Source organism: Candidatus Rokuibacteriota bacterium (assembly GCA_016188005.1).
Classification (GTDB): Bacteria; Methylomirabilota; Methylomirabilia; order Rokubacteriales; family CSP1-6; genus UBA12499.
In genome coordinates, this window is the sequence record JACPIQ010000107.1 from 1 (window position 1) to 20,051 (window position 20,051).

Sequence of the window (20,051 nt, forward strand, 5' to 3'; positions counted from 1 at the left end):
GACCTCAAGGCCTTCGTGAAGGACAAGATCGCCCCGTACAAGTATCCGCGGTGGATCGAGTTCGTGAGCGAGCTGCCGAAGACCGCCACGGGCAAGATCCAGCGCTTCAAGCTCCGCACGTGACCGCGTTCTACGACGAGCGCCTCGAGACCCTGCCCTCCGAGGGGCTGCGGGGCCATCAGTGGGCGCGAGTCGAGCGCCTGGCGCGCGAGGTCTACCCATCGAATCCGTTCATCGCCCGCAAGTGGCGGGAGGCGGGCATCCGGGCGGCGGAGGACCTGCGCAGCTGGGAGGACTGGGCGCGGCTGCCCTTCACGCGGAAGCCCGAGCTGGTCGAGGACCAGGCGGCCCGGCCGCCATTCGGCAGCAACCTCACCTACCCCCTGGAGCGCTACGTGCGCGTGCATCAGACCTCCGGGACCACGGGCGCGCCGCTGCGCTGGCTCGATACCCAGGCGGCCTGGGACTGGTGGCTGCGCTGCTGGGGCTTCGTGCTGCGGGGCGCGGCACTCGGTCCCGGGGACCGCATCTTCTTCCCGTTCTCCTTCGGGCTCTTCGTCGGTTTCTGGGCGGGCTTCGAGGGGGCCCGGGCGCTGGGCGCCATGGCTATCCCCGGCGGCGGGCAGGACTCGGCCCAGCGCCTCGCAGCCATCGAGGCGCTCGGGGCGACGGCCGTGTGCTGCACGCCCTCCTATGCGCTGCACCTCGCCCAGGTGGCACGCGAGCGCGGCGTGGACCTCAGGCGGCTCGGCGTGAGGACGGCGGTGTATGCGGGGGAGCCGGGCGCGGGCATCCCAGCGGTGCGCGCGCGGCTCGAGGAAGAATGGGGGGCCCGGGCCCATGACCATGCCGGCATGACGGAGATGGGCGCTCACGGATTCGAGTGCGAGGCCCAGGCGGGACTGCACATCAACGAGTCGGAGTTCATCGCCGAGATCATCGATCCTGCCACGGGAGCGCCGGCGCGCGAGGGGGAGCTGGTGCTCTCGAACCTCGGGCGGCCCTGCTCCCCGCTGCTCCGCTACCGCACGGGGGACCGGGTGCGCGCCGCGACGAGCCCGTGCGGATGCGGGAGGACCTTCCTCCGGCTGGAGGGTGGGATCCTCGGGCGCGTGGACGACATGCTGGTGATCCGGGGCGTCAACGTCTTCCCCTCCGCCCTCGAGGGGATCATCCGCCGCTTCCCCGCCGTGGTCGAGTTCATGATCGAAGTGTACCGGCGCGACGAGATGGACGAGGTGCGCCTGCTGCTGGAGATCGCGGAGAGCCAGCCGCGGCAGGTGGCCGCCGCCGTCCAGGAGGCGCTCCGCGTGGATCTCGGCATCAGGATCGAGACGGTGCCCGCGCCCCCGCAGAGCCTGCCGCGCTACGAGCTGAAGGCCAGGCGCCTGGTCCGCCGCGCGGGGGGTCAGGTCTTGCATTCCGACATGGTTCCGGGACCGCCACGCTCCGAGGGCACCGCAACGGCGTCGGCGCCGTGACGGCGTGTCGGATTTCAAGACCTGACCCCCGGAGCTGGGCGGTGGTGTGGCTCGGCGCGGTGGCGGCCGGCATCGCCGCGCTCGCTCTCGCGCTCGCCCTGACGCGGGGCCATGAGCGGCGCCTGAAGGCGCTCGACGGCGAGGCGACACGGCTCGTCGCTGAGCTCGAAGGCCAGCGCGCGCTCGTCGGCATGCTGGAGGATCCATCCGCGCGGGGTATCGCCCTCACGGGCGCCGGCCCGGCTCCCGGGGCCCGCGGGCGCGTGCTGTGGCACGCGCCGGCTGGCGGCTTGCTGCTCGTGGGCGGCCTGCCTTCCCCGCCGCCTGGCGCGGTGTATCAGCTGTGGCTGCTCGCCCGGACGAGCCAGCCGGTGTCGGCCGGTCTCGTCACCGTGGACGCACGTGGCGTCGGCAGCCTGAGGTTGTCCCCCCTCCCGACGGCGCCAGCGGTGGAGAGCTTCGTCGTCACGCTGGAGGCGGCCGGCGGGGCGGCAGCGCCGTCGGGTCCCGTGCACCTCGTGACGAGCCGCTGATCGCGGGCGCTGCCCGCCGGACGGGCCGCTCGTCCGGCGGGGCCGAGCGTGGCGCTCCTCGATCGGCTCGAGGGTGATGTGCCGGCCGCGGGGCTAGAGGCCTCTCAGTCTTGCGGCGTGGAGCACCGCGATGACCGTCATGGAGTCCTTGATCTCGCCCCGCTGGACCATGGCGAGTACGTCGCGGAACGGGAAGGCCCGCCGCTCGATGAACTCCGTGCGGTCCGGCGGCCGCGCCGCGGGGCTCAGGGCCTCTGCGATATAGAGGTGGGCCACCTCGCGCAGGATGCTCTTGGAGGTGTGGAAGTCGCAGAGCTTGACGAGGCGGCCGGCCTCATAGCCTGCCTCCTCGCTGAGCTCGCGCTGGGCGGCCTCCTCCAGCGTCTCCGAGCCGTGCTGACCTCCTGTGGGCATCTCCCAGTAGAAATCGCGCGCCACGTAGCGGTACTGGCCCACGAGGAGCACGGTGTCCCGGTCCAGGAAGGGCAGGATGCCCACACACTCCGCGCACTGGACCACCCCGTAGATCGTGGTGCGCCCGTCGGGGAGCAGGGCGACGTCCTCGCGCACGGTGATCCAGCGGTTCTGGTACACCGGCCGCGTCGAGGCCGTTTGCCAGGGCACGCGGGACGGCGGGCGCGGCGGGTCGGAGGCGGGCGTTCCCGGGACACTCATGGCGACCGGTTCCTTGTACCACGTGGGCGCCACGGCGACCAGCCGTTGATTGTGTGGCGCCGGGGCGGCGGCTATACTTGGAAAGCTATCCCCACACCCTGACCAAGGAGAGTCCCATGCCCCTGCCGCCCCCGGTCGAGACTCTTTGGAACGAGCTGCAGGCCGTGCGCGCCGATGTCCTGAAGGAGGTGGAAGGGCTGTCGCAGGCGCAGGCCGACTGGCGTCCGGGCGATGCGGACTGGTCGGCCGGCGAGATCATCCATCACCTCATGCTGGCCGAGGTGGGCACCGGCAAGCTCACCTCCAAGCTCCTCAAGGGGGCGGGGGCCGGGGCGGCGCCCTGCCCGGGCGACCTGACGGCACTCCGGCCACTGCCCTCGCTGGTCACCGGCGCCACCGAGGCGCCGGCGGCCACGCGTCCCGAGCGCGGCCGTCCCATCGCGGAGCTCCTGGCCGACTTCAAGGCCGCGCGCGAGCGGAGCGGGCAGTCCATCGAGCGGATGGCGGCGGTGGACTTCCGCGGCCTGACCTGGACCCATGCCGCGTTCGGGGAGATGGACCTGTCGCAGTGGTGGCAGCTGCAGGCCTGGCACGACGCCGACCATCTCCAGCAGCTGCGGGCGCTCCGGGCGGCGCCAGGCTTCCCGGCGCGCTGAGGGGCCGGAGCCCGGGCATGAAGGTGGTCCTCCGCTACCCGAAGCGAGAGGTGGAGCTCGCCGGCCGGCGGCGGGTGAAGGATCTCCTCCGCGAGCTCGACGTGTTGCCCGAGACGGTGCTCGTGATCCGCGGCGGGGACCTCCTCACGGGCGACACGGTGGTCGGCGACGAGGACGTGATCGAGCTGCGGCCGGTGATCTCGGGCGGGGGGGGCCGGCCATGAAGTGTCGCAAGTGCGGAGAGGGCGCGGCGCTGGAGCTGCGCCGCCACAACGCCGCCTTCTGCGCGCCCCACTTCACGGAGTTCTTCCGCAAGCAGGTGCGCGAGGCGATCCGCCAGCACCGGATGTTCACACCGGACGAGACGATCCTGGTCGCCGTGTCTGGCGGCAAGGACTCGCTGGCGCTCTGGGACGTGCTGGTCGAGGAGGGATTCCGCACCGCCGGTCTCTACCTCGACCTGGGCATCTTCGACTACTCGCGGGAGTCCCGGGAGAAGTGCGAGACCTTTGCGGCGGCGCGCGGCCAGCGGCTCCTGGTCGAGAGCGTCGAGTCCGCGATGGGCGCGCCGATCCCGGAGGTCCAGAAGACCACGCGGCGGCCCACCTGCTCGGCCTGCGGGCTCAGCAAGCGCTACCTCATCAACCGGGCGGCCCTGACCCACGGCTTCCCCGTCGTCGCCACCGGCCACAACCTCGACGACGAGGCGGCGACCCTCTTCGGCTCGGTCATGCACTGGCAGACGGAGGCCCTGCCGCGCCAGTCGCCGGCGCTTCCGTCCACGCACCCGAAGCTTGTGCGCCGCGTGAAGCCGCTGTACCGGTTGGCGGAGCTGGAGACCGCGGCCTACGCCTTCCTGCGGCGCATCGACTATATCGTGGAGGAGTGCCCCTTCGCCAAGGGCGCGACGTCGCTGGCCCACAAGGAGATCCTGAACCGGATGGAGGCCGCCTCGCCGGGCGCCAAGCACAACTTCCTCTTCGGGTTCCTGGAGCGAGCGCGCCCGGCCTTCGAGCGCGCCGAGCTCGTCGAGCTGACGGAGTGCGCCTCGTGCGGCCAGGTGACGACCGGCGAGGTCTGCGCCTTCTGCAAGCTCGCCGACCAGGTCAAGCGCCGCATCGCGCCGTGACGGGCGAAGGCGGCGCCCCATCGCAGTCACTCAGGACGCGGAGGCTCCCATGCAGAACGCCGTGATCGTCGGCGCGGCCCGCTCGGCCGTCGGACGGAGGAACGGACGGCTCAGCCCCGTGCGGCCGGATGATCTCCTTGCCGACGTCCTCAAGGCGCTCGTGGAGCGCGCGCAGCTCGATCCCACCGAGGTGGAGGACGTGGTGGTGGGTTGCGTGAGCAAGGTGGGCGAGCAGGGCTTCAACATCGCCCGGAACGCCGCGCTCATCGCCGGCTTCCCCGTGGACGTCTGCGGGACCACGCTTGACCGCATGTGCGGCTCCGGCCAGCAGGCCGCCAACTTCGCCGCCATGGGCGTCATGGCCGGGCAGTACGAGTGCGTGATCGCCGGCGGCGTCGAGCACATGACGCGCGTGCCCATGGGGTCCGATGGCGCGGGCCCCGGCGAGGGGCCGCTGTCGCCCCGGCTCCAGAACCTCTACAGCATCATCCCGCAGGGGCTCTCGGCCGAGATGGTGGCCGAGCGCTGGGGGCTCAAGCGTGACGAGCTCGACGACTTCTCCGCCCAGAGCCACGAGAAGGCCGGCCGGGCCATCGCCGAGGGACGGTTCAAGCGCGAGATCGTGCCCCTGACGCTGCCGGACGGCAGCGTGTTCGACACCGACGAGGGGGTGCGTGCGCCGGTGAACCGGGAGAAGATGGCGGCGCTGACTCCGTCGTTCAGACTGGACGGCGTCGTCACCGCCGCCAACTCCTCGCAGATCTCGGACGGGGCCGCCGCGCTACTCATCATGTCCGAGACGCGGGCGAGGGCGCTGGGTCTCACCCCGCGCGCCCGCGTTGTGGCCACCGCCCTGGCCGGCGTGGACCCCACCATCATGCTCACGGGGCCCATCCCGGCCACGCAGCGGGTGCTCCGGCGGGCGGGACTCAAGCTCGAGCAGATGGACCTGTTCGAGGTCAACGAGGCCTTCGCCTCCGTGGTGCTGGCCTGGGAGCGGGAGCTGCACCCCGACATGGACCGGGTCAACGTCAACGGCGGGGCCGTTGCCCTCGGGCATCCGCTGGGCTGCTCCGGGGCCCGGCTCATGACGACGCTGCTGCACGAGCTGGAGCGGCGGGGGAAGCGCTTCGGGCTTCAGACCATGTGCATCGGCTTCGGGCAGGGGATCGGCACGATCATCGAGCGGCTGTAGGCGCCACTGCGCTCAGCCGTGGTTGGCGTGCTCGCTCAGGATGTTCTGGACGGCGCGGTGGAGGTCCGGCGGCGTCACGGGCTTGAAGAGCACGCTCGTCACGCCCAGCGCCCGGCAGCGCTCCTGATCTTCCGCCTGGAGCCCCCAGCCCGTGATGAAGGCTACGGGCACGTTCCGGTCCCGGGCACGGATGCGCTGTGCGACCTCCCAGCCGGTCATGCCGACCATGCCGATGTTGGTGAGGACAAGATCGAAGCCGCCGCGCACGAAGACCCGCACGGCCTCGGCGCCGCTGGAGACCGGCAGGACGTGGTGGCCCGCTTCCCGTAGCATCTCGCCCAGGATGGTGAGCACCTGCGCGTCGTTGTCCACCACGAGAATGCGACCACGACGGCTGCCACCGCCCTCGCCGTCGGCGGAGCGCTCCGAGCCGTGCGGTCTCCCGATGGGCATGGAGATGGTGAAGGTGGTCCCCCGCCCCAGCTGGCTGTCCACGCGCATCTCGCCGCCGTGGCGTTTCACGATCGAGTAGGACACCGAGAGCCCCAGCCCCGTCCCGGCGTCGCCCTTTGTGGTGAAGAAGGGGTCGAAGACTCGCTTTCGCACGGCCTCGGGCATGCCCGTGCCGGTGTCGCTGACGGTCAGAACCACCGACTCTCCCCCCTCGACCCGCGTCTGCAGGCTCAGCGTGCCACCTTTGGGCATGGCGTCGATGGCGTTCAGGATTATGTTGGTCACGACCTCGTTCAGCTCGGAGGGCCGCCCCATCACGGCCGGGACCGCGGGCAGGTCCAGCTCGAGCCGGAGGGGCAGGCCGCTCTTGGCCGAGCGCTCCTCCCAGCGCGGCTGCGTGATGGCCACGGCGTCGTGGATCACCTGGTTCAGGTCCAGCGAGACGAAGGGCTCGTCCGGGCGCAGCCGCGCGAACTTCTGGATGCGCCGGACCGTCTCGGCCCCGCCCGTCGCCGCGGCCTCGATCACGTCGAGCCCCCGGCGGACCACGTCCAGGTTGGCGGGGTTCTTTCCCATGAGCTGGGCGTAACCCATGATGGCCTGGAGCAGGTTGTTGAAGTCATGGGCGATGCCGCCGGCCATCTGGCCGAGTGCCGTGAGCTTCTCCGACTGCAGGAGCTGCGCCTCCAGCTCCCGCTGTGCGGTCGCGTCGTGCACGATGGCGAGCATGCCCTCGAGCTGGCCCTCGCGGCCGGTGAGCGCCGAGAGCGTCACCGCCAGCGTCAGCGCGCTGCCGTCCGCGCGCTTGGCCGCCACCTCGAACGCCTTGACGGGGTTCTCGGGGGAGAGCGTGGCGCGCGCAGTCCGGTACCGGTCCTGGGGGAGCAGCGCCGTCAGCGGCCGGCCCACTGCCTGGCGGGCCGGCAGACCGAAGATGCGCTCGGCGGCGGGGTTCCAGCCGACGACGCGCTCCTCCCGGTCCACGGAGATGATCCCGTCCCCGGCCGAGTGGATGAGTTGCTCCAGCGACCGCTTGGTCTCGGTCACCTCGCCGTACAGGCGCGAGTTTCGGATGGCGACTGCCAGGTACTCCGAGAGCATCTCGAGAAGCTCACGCTCGCGCGGGTCGATGGGGCGTCCGCCCGGGCGGTTGGCCGCCGCCAGAAAACCGAGCGTGGCGCCGTCGTCGCGGATCTGGCAGCTGACCCCTGAGTTGTCTTGCAGCTCGCCGGCCGGGCTCGGTCCGAGATGAATGGTCACCTCGTCGTAGCCCAGGGCGTCGCGGAGCTGCCCGGTGATGGTCGAGGTGAGCTGGGTGAGATCGAGCTGCCCCAGGATGCCCCGCGAGATCTCGCGCAGGATGGACAGCTGCGTCACCCGGAGAGACTGCTCGGCCTGCTCCCGCCGCGCCTCCTCCTCGAGGGTGCGGGTCTTGGACGACAGGGCGCGCATCTCTTCCACGAGCGTGGTCAGCTGGCTGCGCGTTCCCAGCTCCGTCTGCCGCCGCGCGAGGGCCCGGCGAACCGTGTCCTCGAGGTCCTGCCGGCTGAACGGCTTGATCAGGTACTCGAAGGCTCCATGCGTCAGGGCGTTCTTGACGGTCTCGAGCGAGGCGTAGGCCGTGATCATCACGACCTCGATGCTCGGGTCCATGGCCTTGATCCGCCGGAGCAGCTCGATGCCATCCATCTGCGGCATCTTGATGTCCATGAAGATCAGATCGGGGTGGAAGGTCTTGAGCGTTTGCAGCGCCGCTTCCCCGCTCTCCGCCGTCGCGATGTCGTGCCGCGGCTTGAGGATCATGCGGAGGGACTCCCGCGGGCCCATCTCGTCGTCCACCACGAGGATCCGCGCCCGGTCCGTCATGACGGCGCTCCCGGGAGCTCGGCCGTGAAGCTCACCTCGCTCCGCCCCTGCTTCGCCTGGAGGCGGCCGCCCTGGGCCTCCACGATGCGCTGGCTGACGCACGGGCCCACGTCGATGAGGTTCTGCTGGACCACCTGGATGGGGTCGAAGATACGGCCGAGCTCGTCGGGCCGCACATCAGCGGTGCGAGAGGCGACGGTGAGACGCACGCGATCCTCCTTGTCCAGATGGGAGAGCGAGACGGAAACCTTCGCCTCCTGCCCGGGCGTCTTGCGCAGCAGGTACCAGACCAGGTATGCGAGCGCCTTCTTGAGCATGTCGCGATCGCCCCGCGTGACGAACGAGCGGCCCTCGCAGGAGAACGTCGCCGAGACGTGCTTCTGGGTGGACTCGTCGAAGAACGCGAGCAGGCACGCCTCGGCGCTCGCGGCGGGCGCCGGCTGGGCCCCCAGCTCGGCGAGGAACTCCTCGGCGACCACCCGCACGTCCACCGGCTCCAGCTTGTACTCCCCCTCATTGACCAGTCCCGCGAGCTTCTCGAACATCTCCACTAGCCGGCGTACGTCTCGGCCCACCACCCCGGCGAACTGGTGGCGGAACCCCGGGTCGTCGTACCGCTCCTCCAGGAGCTCCATGAAGGTGCGGATGGAGACCAGCGGATTCTTGATCTCGTCGGCGATGCGGGCCACGATGCGCGTCAGCAGCTGGAGCTGTTCAGCCTCGCGTCGCTCGCGGGCCGCCTGCCGGTGGGCGGTGAGGTCCTCGAACACGAGAACCGCCCCGATCGGGGTGGCACCGTCGCCCATCACGCGATAGGTCGAAACCTCCAGCGGGAGGCTCCGCAGCGCGAGCTGGATCTCCTCGCGCGTCGCCGTGCGCCCGCGGGTGAGCGTCTCGAACAGCAGATCGCCCAGCGGCGTGGGGAGCTGGCGCAGGTCGCGGTGGAGGACGTCCCGGGCCGACACGCCGAGGATCTCCTCCGCCCGCCGGTTCATGATGACGACGCGTTCGTCCGGGCCGATGGTGATCACGCCGTGCGCCATGTGGGCGAGGATGCGCTCGTTGAGCTGCTTCTCGTACTGAAGCAGGTGATGGATGCGGATGTCGCTGATCGCCGTGCCCAGGCGGGTGGCCAGATCGAAGAGGATCTCGGCCTCGCGCCGGCTGTAGGCCCCCCCGGTGATCCGCTGCCCGAGCGTCAGGATGGCCACGAGCTCGCCGTGGGAGATCAGGGGAATGGCCACGACGGCCTGCAGCAGCGCCAGCTCCCGGGCCACGTCGCGCGCTCCGGGATCGGCCGCGCGCGCCTGCGCCTCCTCGATGTGGATCAGCCGGCCCTCGGCCGCAAGCCACCGGGGCAGACCCGCGTCGGGGCGCAGGCTCACCGACTCCACCACGTGGGGCGCCAGCCCCCGGAAGGCACCGATCCGGTACTGCTGGCCAGCCGGGTCGGTGACCAGGATGGCGCTCCGGCTCGGGCGAGCCAGCTCGGCCACCGCGTCGAGGAACAGGTCCAGCACCCGGCCCAGATCGAAGCCCGCCGAGAGCGCCTTGGCGAATTCCCTGACCATGCGGCCGAGCGTGTCCAGCGGCACATCGAGGGCGGGCGACTGGGCGGCGACGCCGGGGGCGTCGACCGGCTTGCGGAGGGTACGCAGGGCGGAGACCTCCTGCGTGAGGCGCAGCTTGTCGTCCACCTGCCGGAGCACGCCCTGCAGATGTCGCGAGGTGAAGGGCTGGAGCAGCACGAAATCGGCGTCCTCCGCCACGGCCTCGTCTTCGTGGCTGGCGGCGTCCGCCGGGAGGATGCACACGACGACCGCCGCCGCGCACAACTGCCGCGCCCGCTCGAGGAAGCCGCGCAGGTCCCGCATGGGGACGGCGGCTTCCCTGACGATCAGCTCCACCTCGGTGAAGCGGAGCTGCCTGAAGGCCTCCTCGTCCGAACACGCGGTGAAGACCGAGCAGCCGTCCAGGCTTCGGACGAGGCGGTCCCGGAGCGCGCCGTCGGCCGCCACGACGAGGGCGGTCCTCATGCACTCACCCGGACCACGCGGTCGCTGATGGCGGGGAACTCCACGGTGAAGGTGCTTCCCGGCCGCTCGGTGTTGTTGCGGGCCCGCAGCGTGGCCCGATGGGCGTCGGCGATCCCGCGGCAGATCGCCAGGCCGAGGCCGGAGCCACGCGCCTTGGTGGTGACGAAGGGGTTGAAGATCCGAGGCAGGAGGTCGTCCGGGATGCCCGGCCCGGTGTCCGACACCTCAACGATGAGGGTATTTCCCCTCGCCTCTGTCAGGTCTGCCACCCTCACCGTGAGCTCGCCACCGCCGTTCATGGATTCCATGGCATTTAAGCACAAGTTATGGAAAAGCTGTTGCAATTCAGACGCGTTCCCCAGTACCGGCCGCGGGGTCCCATCGGCCACGTGACGCAGGCGGATCTGCCTGGCCTGGATCTGGGGCTCCAGCAGTTCCAGGGTGGCCCGCATCGGGACCGAGACGTCCACCGGTTCCATCGGCTGGGCGGCGGACGAGGCGAGCGTCCGGAAGCGGCCCAAGAGGTCATCGATACGGTTGATTTCCCGCTCCATGATGCCCATGAAGCGTTCGCGGAACTCTGGCTCCTGGTGGCGCGCCGGCAGGAGCTGGATGAAGGCCTTGAGCGAGACGAGGGGGTTACGAACCTCGTGGACCATGCCCGAGGCGATGGCCTCCAGCGAGGCCAACCGCTCCGCCCGCCGCTTTTCCTGCTCGAGCTCCTTCAGCCGCGACAAGTCACTGAACACGGCCGCGGCCCCCAGCGTCACGCCCTGGGGCCCCACCAGCGGGGAAGTGGAGCACATGATCGGCAGGAGCTGGCCCGCCGCATCCGGCAGGGCGATCTCCATTTGCGACCGGGACTGGCCGTCGCCGGCCGTGGCGGCGAGGAGATGCGCCAGGGGCGCCGGGAGGTGATCCACGGGTTGACCGCGCAGCGCGCCGCCCGCAGCGGTGGTCAGCAGCTCCGCCGCCCGATTGAACAGCGTGACCCGCCCCTTCGGGCCGACGGCGATCACACCGCTCTCGATCGTCCCGAGGATCTTCGCGATGTCCTCGTTCACCTGGACCACCTGCTGGTGGGTCTGGGCGTTGCGGACGGCAACAGCCGACTGGTTCGCGAGCGTTGTCAGCAGATCCGCGTCGTCGCTGAAGTACGGATCGCCGGAGCGCTTGGGCCCCACCGCGAGCAGGCCGATCAGGCGGTCTTCCTCCAGCAGAGGCACGATCACTTCGGCGCCCAGCCGTGACAGCTCGGCCCGCACGGCCGGGGCATCCCATGCGCCGCCTTCCTGCCCCAGTTCGTCCCGGAACACGAGCTTCCGGTCGCGGCTCAGGGCACCGGGCAGCGGAGAGGCTACGGGCAGCGTGGCCGGGCCCGGGGCGCCGCCAGAGCCGAACGCCCGCTCGAACAACCCCTCCTCCTCGTCGAGCAGGTAGATGGCAAGACCCTCGGGGCGCAGGGTCCGGCCCACGATGCCGCTGACGTGCCCGAGCAGCGTGGGCAGATCGATGGTCCCCGTCAGCGCGCGGCTTGCCTGCCGCACCGTCCGCTGGTAATCGTACGGTTCGCGGTAGAGGTACCGATCGAACACCCGCCGGATCTGCCCCTTGATGGGGTGGAAGAGAACCGCCACGACGAGGGCGATCAGGATCTCCCGCAACGGCACCTGGGGCTCGTCGTGGAGGAGGAGGTTTGAGCCCACCAGCAGCGCCCCGAGGATGAGTCCCGCGGCGATGAAGGCCGCCAGGTACACCGCTCCGCGCTTGATCACGACGCGGATGTCCATCAACCGGTGCCGGATGATCGCGTGGGCGATCATCGCAATCATCAGAAGGGAGAAGAAGGGCCCGAACCGCCCGAGAGCGGACACCTGGAGCACCAAAGGGAGTAAGAGGCTGGTGGCAGTTCCAAGCGTGATTGGTATGAAGAGAGCGAAGAACAGGTGCCCGGTCTGAACCCTCAATAGGCCTGAGGATGCGCGATATTTACTCAGCAGCTGTCGGAGGGCGAACGCAAAGCACGTCAGCACATAGATGGCGAAGACGGGGTAGAAATGCCCATAAGTAACGCGTAGGCCGCTCGGTAGCTGTGTCGCCGAGACAACCAATAGTGGGGACAGCGAGGCAAGACTGAACGCTACCGCAACCGGAGCAAACACGCGCATCGGCAGACTGCGCATCGGGCCGGATGTGGCAGGGAAGCTCTCTGCCAGTGCAAGGATCCCCAGGGCCATTAAGCTGCCGGCTGCAAGGGCGACGCGGACGAATTGCACGGCGGGCGGGATCGAGTAATGGGAAAGCGCCACTGCTACGGTCCAGAGGGCGTCGGTCGAAGCCATAAGAGCAAACGCGCGGTTAGGTTGGGAGTTTGGGTTTCTTCGAAATATATATAGCCCGATGGCTAGGTTCAGCCAAGCAACCACAAACAGCGGGATGGCATTCAGACTAAGCTGCATGTTATTCGTCGTTGTGCCGCTGCTCGCAGTGGCGGCTGGCCCCCAGACCTGTCAAGACATCTAACTAAGGAGCGCCTGCTCCTCGATCACATTTGGCGTAGCGGTCGACACCGGGAACTCAACCACAATGGTAGTCCCAGTACCGCTTCGGTTTGATTCTGCTCGCAAGGTACCGCGATGCGCATCCGTGATCCCGCGACATATTGCGAGACCGAGCCCCGAACCCCGCGGTTTCGTAGTAAAGAACGGATCAAAGATGTGTGTTCTGATCGCTTCTGGGATACCAGGTCCCGTGTCCGATACCTCCGCCACGAGCCAGTTGCCAGACGGCGTGATCCTGTGCCCAACGCGCACCGTCAACGCGCCCCCCGACCCCATCGCCTCAATGGCATTGATGAACAAGTTGAGGAATAGTTGTTTCACCTGTGCGGCATCGATTGCCACATGGGGCACCGGATCTTCGAGTTCACGATGAACAGTGATTCGAGCCTGCTCCAATTGTCCTCGAAGTAAGACCAACGTATCGATAATCGACTCGCGAATGTCGATCGGGCCCCCCGCCTGAGGAGACGGCACAGCGAGCCCTCTTAGGCGTGCCACGAGATCGTCGATGCGGTCGATCTCGTTGATCACGACTTTTGAGAAGTCCTCCCGAAACTCTGCGTCGGTAAAACGTTCGGGGAGCAGTTCAGCAAACGTCCTGATGGCAACGAGAGGGTTCTTGATCTCATGGGCGATGCCAGATACGAGCGTTCCGAAGGCCGCCAAGCGCTCAGCGCGGCGCTTTTCACTTTCCAGCGCCTTAATGTTCGAGAGATCGCTGAAGACGATGAGTGCGCCGTGAATCGCGCCGTGTTCATCCCGCAGCGCAGAGGTTGAACTCACGATCGGCAAGAGCCGGTTCGAGTCGCCTCGGAGCGTTGTTTCCACCTGTAGACGTGGCTGCCCGTCCCTAAGCGTGGCCTTCAGCTGAGATGCGATTGGATCTGGCAAAGCGTCGATCGTGAGAGACGTTAGAGTGGAACGCGAGAGCTCAGTCAGATGCTCAGCAGTCGTGTTGGCGACCGCGACCTGGCCGCTGGCGTCAACGGTAATGACCCCGCTATCCATCGTGCGGAGGATGTTCTCGATGTATTGGTTGGCCAAGACCACCTGACCGTAGAGTTTCGCGTTGTTCACCGCGATCGCGGCCTGGCCTGCAAGGGTGGCAAGCAACTCGATGTCATCGGTGAAGTAGGCGTCTCCCGAGAGCTTTGGACCCGCGAGAAGGAAACCGATTAGATGACTTTCTGAAAGGATGGGCACGACGACTTCCGCGCCCAAGGAGGATAGCTGGTGACCGGCAGATTCCGCATCGCTCCCACGCGAAGTTTGGCTGATCCCGTCCTTGAGTATTGGGCGACGGGATGTAACCAGAAATGTAGGGAGTGGGTCCGTGGCCGGCAACTGTGTGTTGCTCAGAGACTCATCGAGACCGACGAGGGTCTTCTTCACCGCTAGACGGAAGGTGTTACTGCTGGCTTCACGGGTAAAGACTGCGACGAAGTCCGGATGGAACGTTCGGCTGGTGATGTCGCAAAGGTATTGAAGTAGCGCCCGAAGATCGAGGGTGGCGCTGATAGTTCGGCTAGCGTCTCGGATTGTGTGCTGATAGTTATACGTCTCCCGGTAGACGTAGCGGTCTAACCAAGTTTGAAGCTGACCCTTCAGAGGCTGAAATGCCAGAGCTATTGCTAGCGCCACTGCGACTTGAAGGGGAAGGGTTCCGTTTTGTGGGCGCTGTCCGAGTGCTTGACTTATCACGGCGATTACCACAGCGAAGACCGCGCCAGCTATGGCTGCTGCAATCAGGTAGACAGAGCCTCGTCGGATGACGAGACGAACGTTCATGAGGCGATGTCGAATGATTGCGTGCGCGATCATTGCAATCATCACGCACGAGAACAGGGGCCCGTACTGGCCGAACTGTGACCGTCCCGTGGTTAGCGGGATGATGAGGTTGGTGACGGTAGCGAAGAGACCAGGTACGAGCAGTGCGACGAAGAGATAGTCTAGTTGCTGTCGTGCAGCTCCCCGCGTTGAGCGACTCTTTCGAAGTATCGTCGCCAAGCTGTAGATGACGCAGGCGAGGACATGAGCCGCGAACAACGGGTAAAGGGGGCCGTAAGTAACGCTGAGACCATCTGGGGTTCTTGTTACCCCGGCGACAACCCAAGGTGAGAGCGAGAGGATTGCCATTGCACTCGCGGAGGCTGCGAAGATCGAGATATCGCGTGAGTGGGGGAAAGTGGCCTGGAAAGGGAAGACGTGAAAGAAAAGAAGCATGGCGAAAACACTGGACCCGGCCATGAGGAAGGCGAGACGGGCCCAGAACAAGCCCACGTGCGTTCCCGCGAGATGGTGGCCGAGGGCGGTGCTCGCGGTCCAACCTGCTACCGCGAGCGCGAAAAGGGCAAAAGATCGATTCACCCAATGGCTGTGTTTGCGAGAGAGGACTAAGACTGCCAAGGCTAGGTTCAGTCCGGTGACGATGATGGATATCGGGAAGGACTGCGCCACTGTTATGACCTCTAGCTGTGGCTAAGAATCCGGCCGCTCAAGTATCAGTACCGAATGGGTCCCGCCGACTGAGTGAGCATTCGCCATTGCGCGGTTTACCCGAGAGACGCGAGACCGATTGGGGACGTAGTCAAGGTCACACTGAGGGTCTGGAGTCGCGTAGTTGATCGTAGGTGGAATAATTCCCTCGGAAACCGTCAGGGCGGTCGCGATTGCCTGAAGAATTCCGCTCGCGGCGATGGGCTGGCCGATCATGGACTTAATGGAACTGACGGGAATGGAGTAGACCTGGGGACCAAACGCGGCCTTGAATGCATTCGTTTCGGAGACATCGTAGTCCGGCATTGAGTTGCCGTGTGCGTTGATGTAGTCCACATCGGCCGGACCTGCCCCGGCACTGGCTAACGCCTTCTTTATCGCCCTTGCAAGAGTGGCCCCTGCGTAGTCGACCTTCCGAACATGAGCGGCCTCACTCGTCATCCCGTAGCCGGTGATCTCTGCGTAGATGGGCGCACCACGGTCCAGGGCAGACTCTAGGCTCTCAAGCACCACTGCGCCAGCGCCCTCTGCGAGTACCAAGCCATCCCGATTAAGATCGTAGGGTCGAGAGGCCTTCAGGGCATCATGCCGGGCCTTCGAGAGTACGCCAACCGCACAAAACGTAGCGAACGCCAGAGAGTTTAGGGGTGCCTCTGTGCTTCCAGCGATGATTACATTGCTCGTTCCATCGGCTATTCGGTCACATCCCCACTTTATGACATCCAACCCCGTGGCACAGCCTGACGCAAGGGTCATGGCTGGGCCCCGGATCCCTAAGTCGATCGACACGTGGCTTACGGGCGCGTGCGTTGAGTACTTGATGCACGTGAACGGATCGAGCCCCGCATAACCTTCCCTCTGGACGATTCCACATGATTCCTCGACCTTCTCAAATCCGTTGAGGCACGTTCCAAAGCAGGCGCCGATCTTTTCGCTGTTCACCGGTGTGATGTCCAGCTTGGCGTCCTGGACCGCCATCCGAGCCGCGGCTACCGCGAACTGCGTGAACCGCCACAGCTCGCGCGCGCGCTTCTGGGTCATGAAGTCTTCCGGCCTGAAATCCCGCACTTCGGCCGCGACCTTGCAGGGGTACGGAGTGGTGTCGAACGACGTGATCCAGTCGACGGCGGACTTGCCGGCGATCAGGTTCTCCCAGAAGGCGTCCTTGCCGATGCCGTTGGGGGCGACGACGCCTAAGCCGGTGATGACGACGCGACGCTTGCTCCTCATCGGATGGGTGCCCCCTGAGGGCCTGGAAGGTAGATAGACGTACCTTATTACCATAAGCAAGAACAACTTGGGGGCCAAAGTTTCCAGCGACGTAAGTATCGGGTAGAATGGCACTCGCCATGCAACGGAGGTTAACGAGGCGTCGGCTCCTGGCTCTCCCTGTGGGCCTCCTGCTGGTTCCTGACCCCGTCGCGGGGGCCGCCAAGACACGGACAGACTTTACATTTCGCGTAGATGTAGGCGTCCTGTTCGACCTGCTGACCTTTTCCGTCTCCGGCGGGCTGGTGGAGGAGATCGACTGGCGGGCGGGCCGTTACCGCGTCGCGTTCGCAGGCGAGGGGGCCGGGGTGACCAACCGGACGGAGGCCGCCGGCGTCATCAAGCGCGGGCGCTTCATGCCCACGGAGATGAAGAGCGCTGGCACCGTGAGGGGGCGCCAGAACCGGCTCGAGGTGGCGTACGACTACGAGCGGGGGCGGGTCGAGTACCACTCGGTGAGCCACACTTTGCTGCTGGGCCGGCGTCGCGAGGTGCACGACGTGCTGCGGCTGCCGGCCGACCAGCCACTGGACGACGTGGTCTCGGCAACGCTCAACTTCGCGGCCAACCGGCTGGAGGTGGGCCCGGATGGTTTCTGCCGGACGGCGGTGGTCCGGCGGGCGCGGGCCGAGAACGAGGGCCCGGATGAGGTCTCCGCGCACGCCTATCGCGCGGAGATCGTGCCGCTGCGATTCCGGGTCACGGCGGATCCCGCCTCGGGACAGCTCACCGCCCTGGTGGACCTGACGGGGTTCTCCTCCTGGGCGCGTTCCAACCGGCCCGCCCGCCTCACCTTCGACGCTCGCCGCCACTTGGAGTCGGTCGAGTCCTCGCTGATCCTCGGCAGTACGGTCAAGGTTCGCCTCGAAGCGGGCACGTGATCGGCTGCTAATGGGCTACGACTTGGTGGCGCTCGGCGAGGTGCTGCTGCGCCTCGCGGCGCCGCCCCCCCACCGCCTCGAGAGGGCGACCTCTCTGAACGTCCAGATCGGCGGGGCCGAGGCCAACGTGGCAGCGGCCTGTGCCCGGCTCGGGCTCCGGACCGCCCTCATCTCGGCACTGCCGGCGGACCACGCCTGGGGCGACCGGACGGTGCGGGAGCTGTCGAGCCATGGGGTCGACTGCGCGGGGGTGGTCCGCCGCCCCGGCTGCCGCATGGGCCTCTACTTTCTCGAGTACGGCGCCGCGCCCCGTCCGGTCCGGATCCTCTACGACCGGCGCCACTCGGCGGCGAGCCGGATGACCGCCGACGAGGTGGACTGGGGGCGTCTCGACGGCGCCCGGCTGCTGCATCTCTCCGGGGTCACGGCGGCGCTGGGGGATAGCCTCCGCGCGGTGCTGCGCCGCGCGGCGCGGGAGGCGGCCGCCCGGAACGTGCCGATCTCGTTCGACGTCAACTACCGCTCACGCCTCTGGAGCCCGATGGAGGCGCGCGACTTCTCCGAGGAGATGCTGCCCGCCCTGCGCTATCTCTTCGTGGGGGCGGACGACGCCGAGACGGTGTTCGGGCTCCGCGGGGCGCCCGAGGCGGTGCTGAGCGGGCTCCGGGCGCGGGCGCCCCGGGCGACCATCGCGCTGACGCTCGGAGAGGCCGGCTCCGCCGTCCTGGCCGGCGACGGGGTGCTGCGACCGTCGAAGCTCCACGCGGTCGCGGTCGTGGATCGCGTGGGCGCCGGGGACGCGTACGCTGCGGGCTTCCTGTGGGCCACGCTCACTGGAGGCGCGCCGCAGAGGGCGGTGGACGCGGCGACGGCCCTGGCCGCGCTCAAGTGCACGATCTGGGGCGATATCCCGCTCGTGACGCGCCCCGAGGTGGAGGAGCTGCTGGCTTCGGACAGCACCGAGATCCGCCGCTAGGCGCCAGGCGCATGGGCACGGTGATCGTCTACAACCCCGGGGCAGGACGCAGCCGGGCCCGCGGCGCGGTGGTGCAGCGCATGGTGGACGCGCTTGGCGCCCGCGGACTCTCGGCGGCGGCCCGCGCGACGAGCGGGGCCGGGGACGCCACCCGTCTGGCGCGGGAAGCGGCCCTCGATGGCGCGGAGGTGGTCATCGCCTGCGGGGGAGATGGCACCATCAACGAGGTGTTACAGGGGGTCGTCGGATCGACCGCCTGCCTCGGCGTCTGGCCCCGGGGCACGGCCAACGTGCTGGCGTGGGAGATGGGACTGCCGCGGCGCCTCGAGGCGATCGCCGACGTGGTGGCGGCCGGACACACGCGCCGGGTCTCCATCGGGCGCGCGGGCGATCGCTACTTCATCTTGATGGCCGGGATCGGCCTGGATGCTGCCGTCGTGCGCCGGGTGAACCCGACGCTCAAGCGGTTCCTCGGGCAAGGCGCCTACTGGCTCGCCGCACTCCGGCAGCTCGCCGCCTGGCCGCCGCTGCGCTTCTGCGTGGAAGCCGACGGCAGGGTCGAGCACGCGACCCTGGCGGTGCTGGCCAATGCCGCCCGGTACGGCGGGGGGCTCCGCTTCGCTCCCCGGGCGCGCATGGACGACGATCTGTTCGACATCTGCCTCCTGGACTCGACCGACCGGCTCCGGCTGATCCGCTACGTCCTCGGGGCGTTCAGCGGGGCCCACCTCGGGCTGCCCGGGGTCACGTATCTGCAGGCGCGGCGGGTGCGAGCCCACGGGGCGGGAGCGCCGTGGGTCCAGGTGGACGGCGAGCCCGCCGGCCGGCTCCCCATGGAGTTCGAGTGCGTTCCCGCGGCCGTCTCGGTGCTCGCGCCCCGGTGATATAGTTCGCGCCAGAGGAGGGTGCAGCATGAGCGAGCGCTACGTCTACATGAACGGTCGCCTGGTGCCGTACGCCGAGGCCACGATCCATGTGCAGTCCAACGCCGTCAAGTACGGCACGAGCGTCTTCGAGGGGGTGCGCGCCTACTGGAGCGAGCCCCGGCAGGAGCTCTTCGTCTTCCGGCTCGACGAGCACTGCCGGCGGCTCCTCGACTCGCTCAAGCTCATGCGGATGGAGCACGCGCTCACGCTGGAGGAGCTGCGGCACTCCGTCCTCGAGACGCTGCGCAAGAACGAGTACCGGGAGGACGTCCACGTCCGCCAGACGGCCTACCTGGCGGCCGACGGAAACGTGGAGGCCACGGGCCCCACGGGGCTCGCGGTCGACGCGCGCCCGCGGAAGCTGGCGGGCAAGGCGGCGCTCGACATCTGCGTGAGCTCCTGGGTGCGCATCCCCGACGGGGCCATGCCCCCGCGCATCAAGTGCTCGGCCAACTACCAGAACGGACGCCTGGCCTTCCTCGAGGCCAAGGCCGGGGGCTACGACTACACCGTGCTCCTCAACTTGCGCGGGAAGGTCTCCGAGGCCCCGGGCGCGGCGTTCTTCGTGGTGCGCGGGGGGGTGCCCGCGACCCCGCCCCTCACCGCTGATGTGCTGGAGTCCATCACGCGGGCGACCCTCGTGCAGCTCTTCCGCGAGCAGCACGGCCTCAGCGTGGCCGAGCGCGACATCGACCGCACGGAGCTCTGTGTGGCCGACGAGGCCTTCTTCTGCGGCAGCGGCTGGGAGGTGACGCCCGTGGGCTCCGTGGACCGGCTGCCGCTCGGCCGGCCCGCGCCGGGGCCCCTGACGCGCGCGATCGCGGCCACCTACTTCCGGGCAGTGCGCGGGGAGCTGCCCGAGTACGGCGGCTGGCTCACGCCCGTGTACGGGCGGATCTGAGCGAAGGGCACGCCGGC

Annotated in this window: 16 protein-coding genes and 1 pseudogene; 11 read left to right on the forward strand and 6 right to left on the reverse strand. The window is 68.2% G+C overall.

What is annotated here, in order from left to right; genetic code table 11:
- From HYV93_20975 to HYV93_20985, 3 genes and pseudogenes are all read left to right on the forward strand, one after another.
- Positions 1 to 123 (forward strand): hypothetical protein (locus HYV93_20975; protein MBI2528443.1); only part of this gene is annotated, 123 nt, incomplete at its 5' end.
- Positions 120 to 1,481: a phenylacetate--CoA ligase family protein gene (locus HYV93_20980; GenBank protein ID MBI2528444.1), complete on the forward strand. Its 1,362-nt coding sequence runs from the start codon at positions 120 to 122 to the stop codon at positions 1,479 to 1,481. The genes HYV93_20975 and HYV93_20980, both read left to right, overlap by 4 nt.
- Positions 1,424 to 2,014: pseudogene (locus HYV93_20985) on the forward strand (anti-sigma factor). Before HYV93_20980 ends, HYV93_20985 begins: the two are co-directional and overlap by 58 nt.
- 93 nt (positions 2,015 to 2,107) lie before the next feature.
- On the opposite strand, the gene HYV93_20990 reads toward HYV93_20985, so the two are convergent.
- Positions 2,108 to 2,689, reverse strand: coding sequence for an NUDIX hydrolase (locus HYV93_20990; protein ID MBI2528445.1), 582 nt, complete (start codon positions 2,687 to 2,689; stop codon positions 2,108 to 2,110).
- Positions 2,690 to 2,805: 116 nt separating this feature from the next.
- Between HYV93_20990 and HYV93_20995 the strand changes: the two genes are divergently transcribed.
- From HYV93_20995 to HYV93_21010, 4 genes are read left to right on the forward strand one after another with little or no spacing between them, the layout of a single operon-like run.
- A complete protein-coding gene (locus tag HYV93_20995; GenBank protein ID MBI2528446.1) occupies positions 2,806 to 3,345 on the forward strand; it encodes a DinB family protein in 540 nt (179 codons plus the stop codon).
- A gap of 17 nt (positions 3,346 to 3,362) precedes the next feature.
- The gene (locus HYV93_21000; protein ID MBI2528447.1) at positions 3,363 to 3,569 is read left to right on the forward strand and encodes a MoaD/ThiS family protein; all 207 of its coding nucleotides are present in this window, start codon (positions 3,363 to 3,365) and stop codon (positions 3,567 to 3,569) included.
- On the forward strand, positions 3,566 to 4,474 hold the full coding sequence (locus tag HYV93_21005; GenBank protein MBI2528448.1) for an adenine nucleotide alpha hydrolase family protein: 909 nt from the start codon (positions 3,566 to 3,568) through the stop codon (positions 4,472 to 4,474). Before HYV93_21000 ends, HYV93_21005 begins: the two co-directional genes overlap by 4 nt.
- A gap of 49 nt (positions 4,475 to 4,523) precedes the next feature.
- Positions 4,524 to 5,669 (forward strand): thiolase family protein, encoded by a 1,146-nt coding sequence (locus HYV93_21010; GenBank protein MBI2528449.1) that lies wholly within the window; start codon positions 4,524 to 4,526, stop codon positions 5,667 to 5,669.
- A 12-nt stretch (positions 5,670 to 5,681) separates the two neighbouring features.
- Here the strand turns inward: HYV93_21010 and HYV93_21015 are convergent, their stop codons facing one another.
- The 5 genes from HYV93_21015 to HYV93_21035 are packed head-to-tail and all read right to left on the reverse strand — an operon-like array spanning position 5,682 to position 16,425.
- Entirely contained in the window at positions 5,682 to 7,988 is a 2,307-nt protein-coding gene (locus HYV93_21015) for a response regulator (GenBank protein MBI2528450.1), read from the reverse strand.
- Positions 7,985 to 10,024, reverse strand: a complete 2,040-nt coding sequence (locus tag HYV93_21020; GenBank protein MBI2528451.1) for a GAF domain-containing protein — start codon at positions 10,022 to 10,024, stop codon at positions 7,985 to 7,987. The genes HYV93_21015 and HYV93_21020 overlap by 4 nt, the downstream gene beginning before the upstream one ends.
- Positions 10,021 to 12,483, reverse strand: a complete 2,463-nt coding sequence (locus tag HYV93_21025) for a GAF domain-containing protein (GenBank protein MBI2528452.1) — start codon at positions 12,481 to 12,483, stop codon at positions 10,021 to 10,023. Before HYV93_21025 ends, HYV93_21020 begins: the two co-directional genes overlap by 4 nt.
- Before the next feature lie 60 nt (positions 12,484 to 12,543).
- Positions 12,544 to 15,042 carry a PAS domain-containing protein gene (locus HYV93_21030; protein MBI2528453.1) on the reverse strand — a complete coding sequence of 833 codons (2,499 nt, stop codon included), beginning with the start codon at positions 15,040 to 15,042 and terminating at the stop codon, positions 12,544 to 12,546.
- Positions 15,043 to 15,063: 21 nt separating this feature from the next.
- On the reverse strand, positions 15,064 to 16,425 hold the full coding sequence (locus tag HYV93_21035; protein MBI2528454.1) for a beta-ketoacyl-ACP synthase II: 1,362 nt from the start codon (positions 16,423 to 16,425) through the stop codon (positions 15,064 to 15,066).
- Positions 16,426 to 16,430: 5 nt separating this feature from the next.
- Between HYV93_21035 and HYV93_21040 the strand changes: the two genes are divergently transcribed.
- The 4 genes from HYV93_21040 to HYV93_21055 are packed head-to-tail and all read left to right on the forward strand — an operon-like array spanning position 16,431 to position 20,034.
- Entirely contained in the window at positions 16,431 to 17,231 is an 801-nt protein-coding gene (locus tag HYV93_21040; protein MBI2528455.1) for a hypothetical protein, read from the forward strand.
- A gap of 10 nt (positions 17,232 to 17,241) precedes the next feature.
- Complete coding sequence (locus tag HYV93_21045) at positions 17,242 to 18,207, forward strand: sugar kinase (protein ID MBI2528456.1); 966 nt, start codon at positions 17,242 to 17,244, stop codon at positions 18,205 to 18,207.
- A gap of 11 nt (positions 18,208 to 18,218) precedes the next feature.
- Positions 18,219 to 19,091, forward strand: a complete 873-nt coding sequence (locus HYV93_21050) for a diacylglycerol kinase family lipid kinase (protein ID MBI2528457.1) — start codon at positions 18,219 to 18,221, stop codon at positions 19,089 to 19,091.
- Between the two features lie 28 nt (positions 19,092 to 19,119).
- Positions 19,120 to 20,034 (forward strand): aminotransferase class IV, encoded by a 915-nt coding sequence (locus HYV93_21055; protein MBI2528458.1) that lies wholly within the window; start codon positions 19,120 to 19,122, stop codon positions 20,032 to 20,034.
- The last annotated feature ends 17 nt before the right edge of the window (positions 20,035 to 20,051 follow it).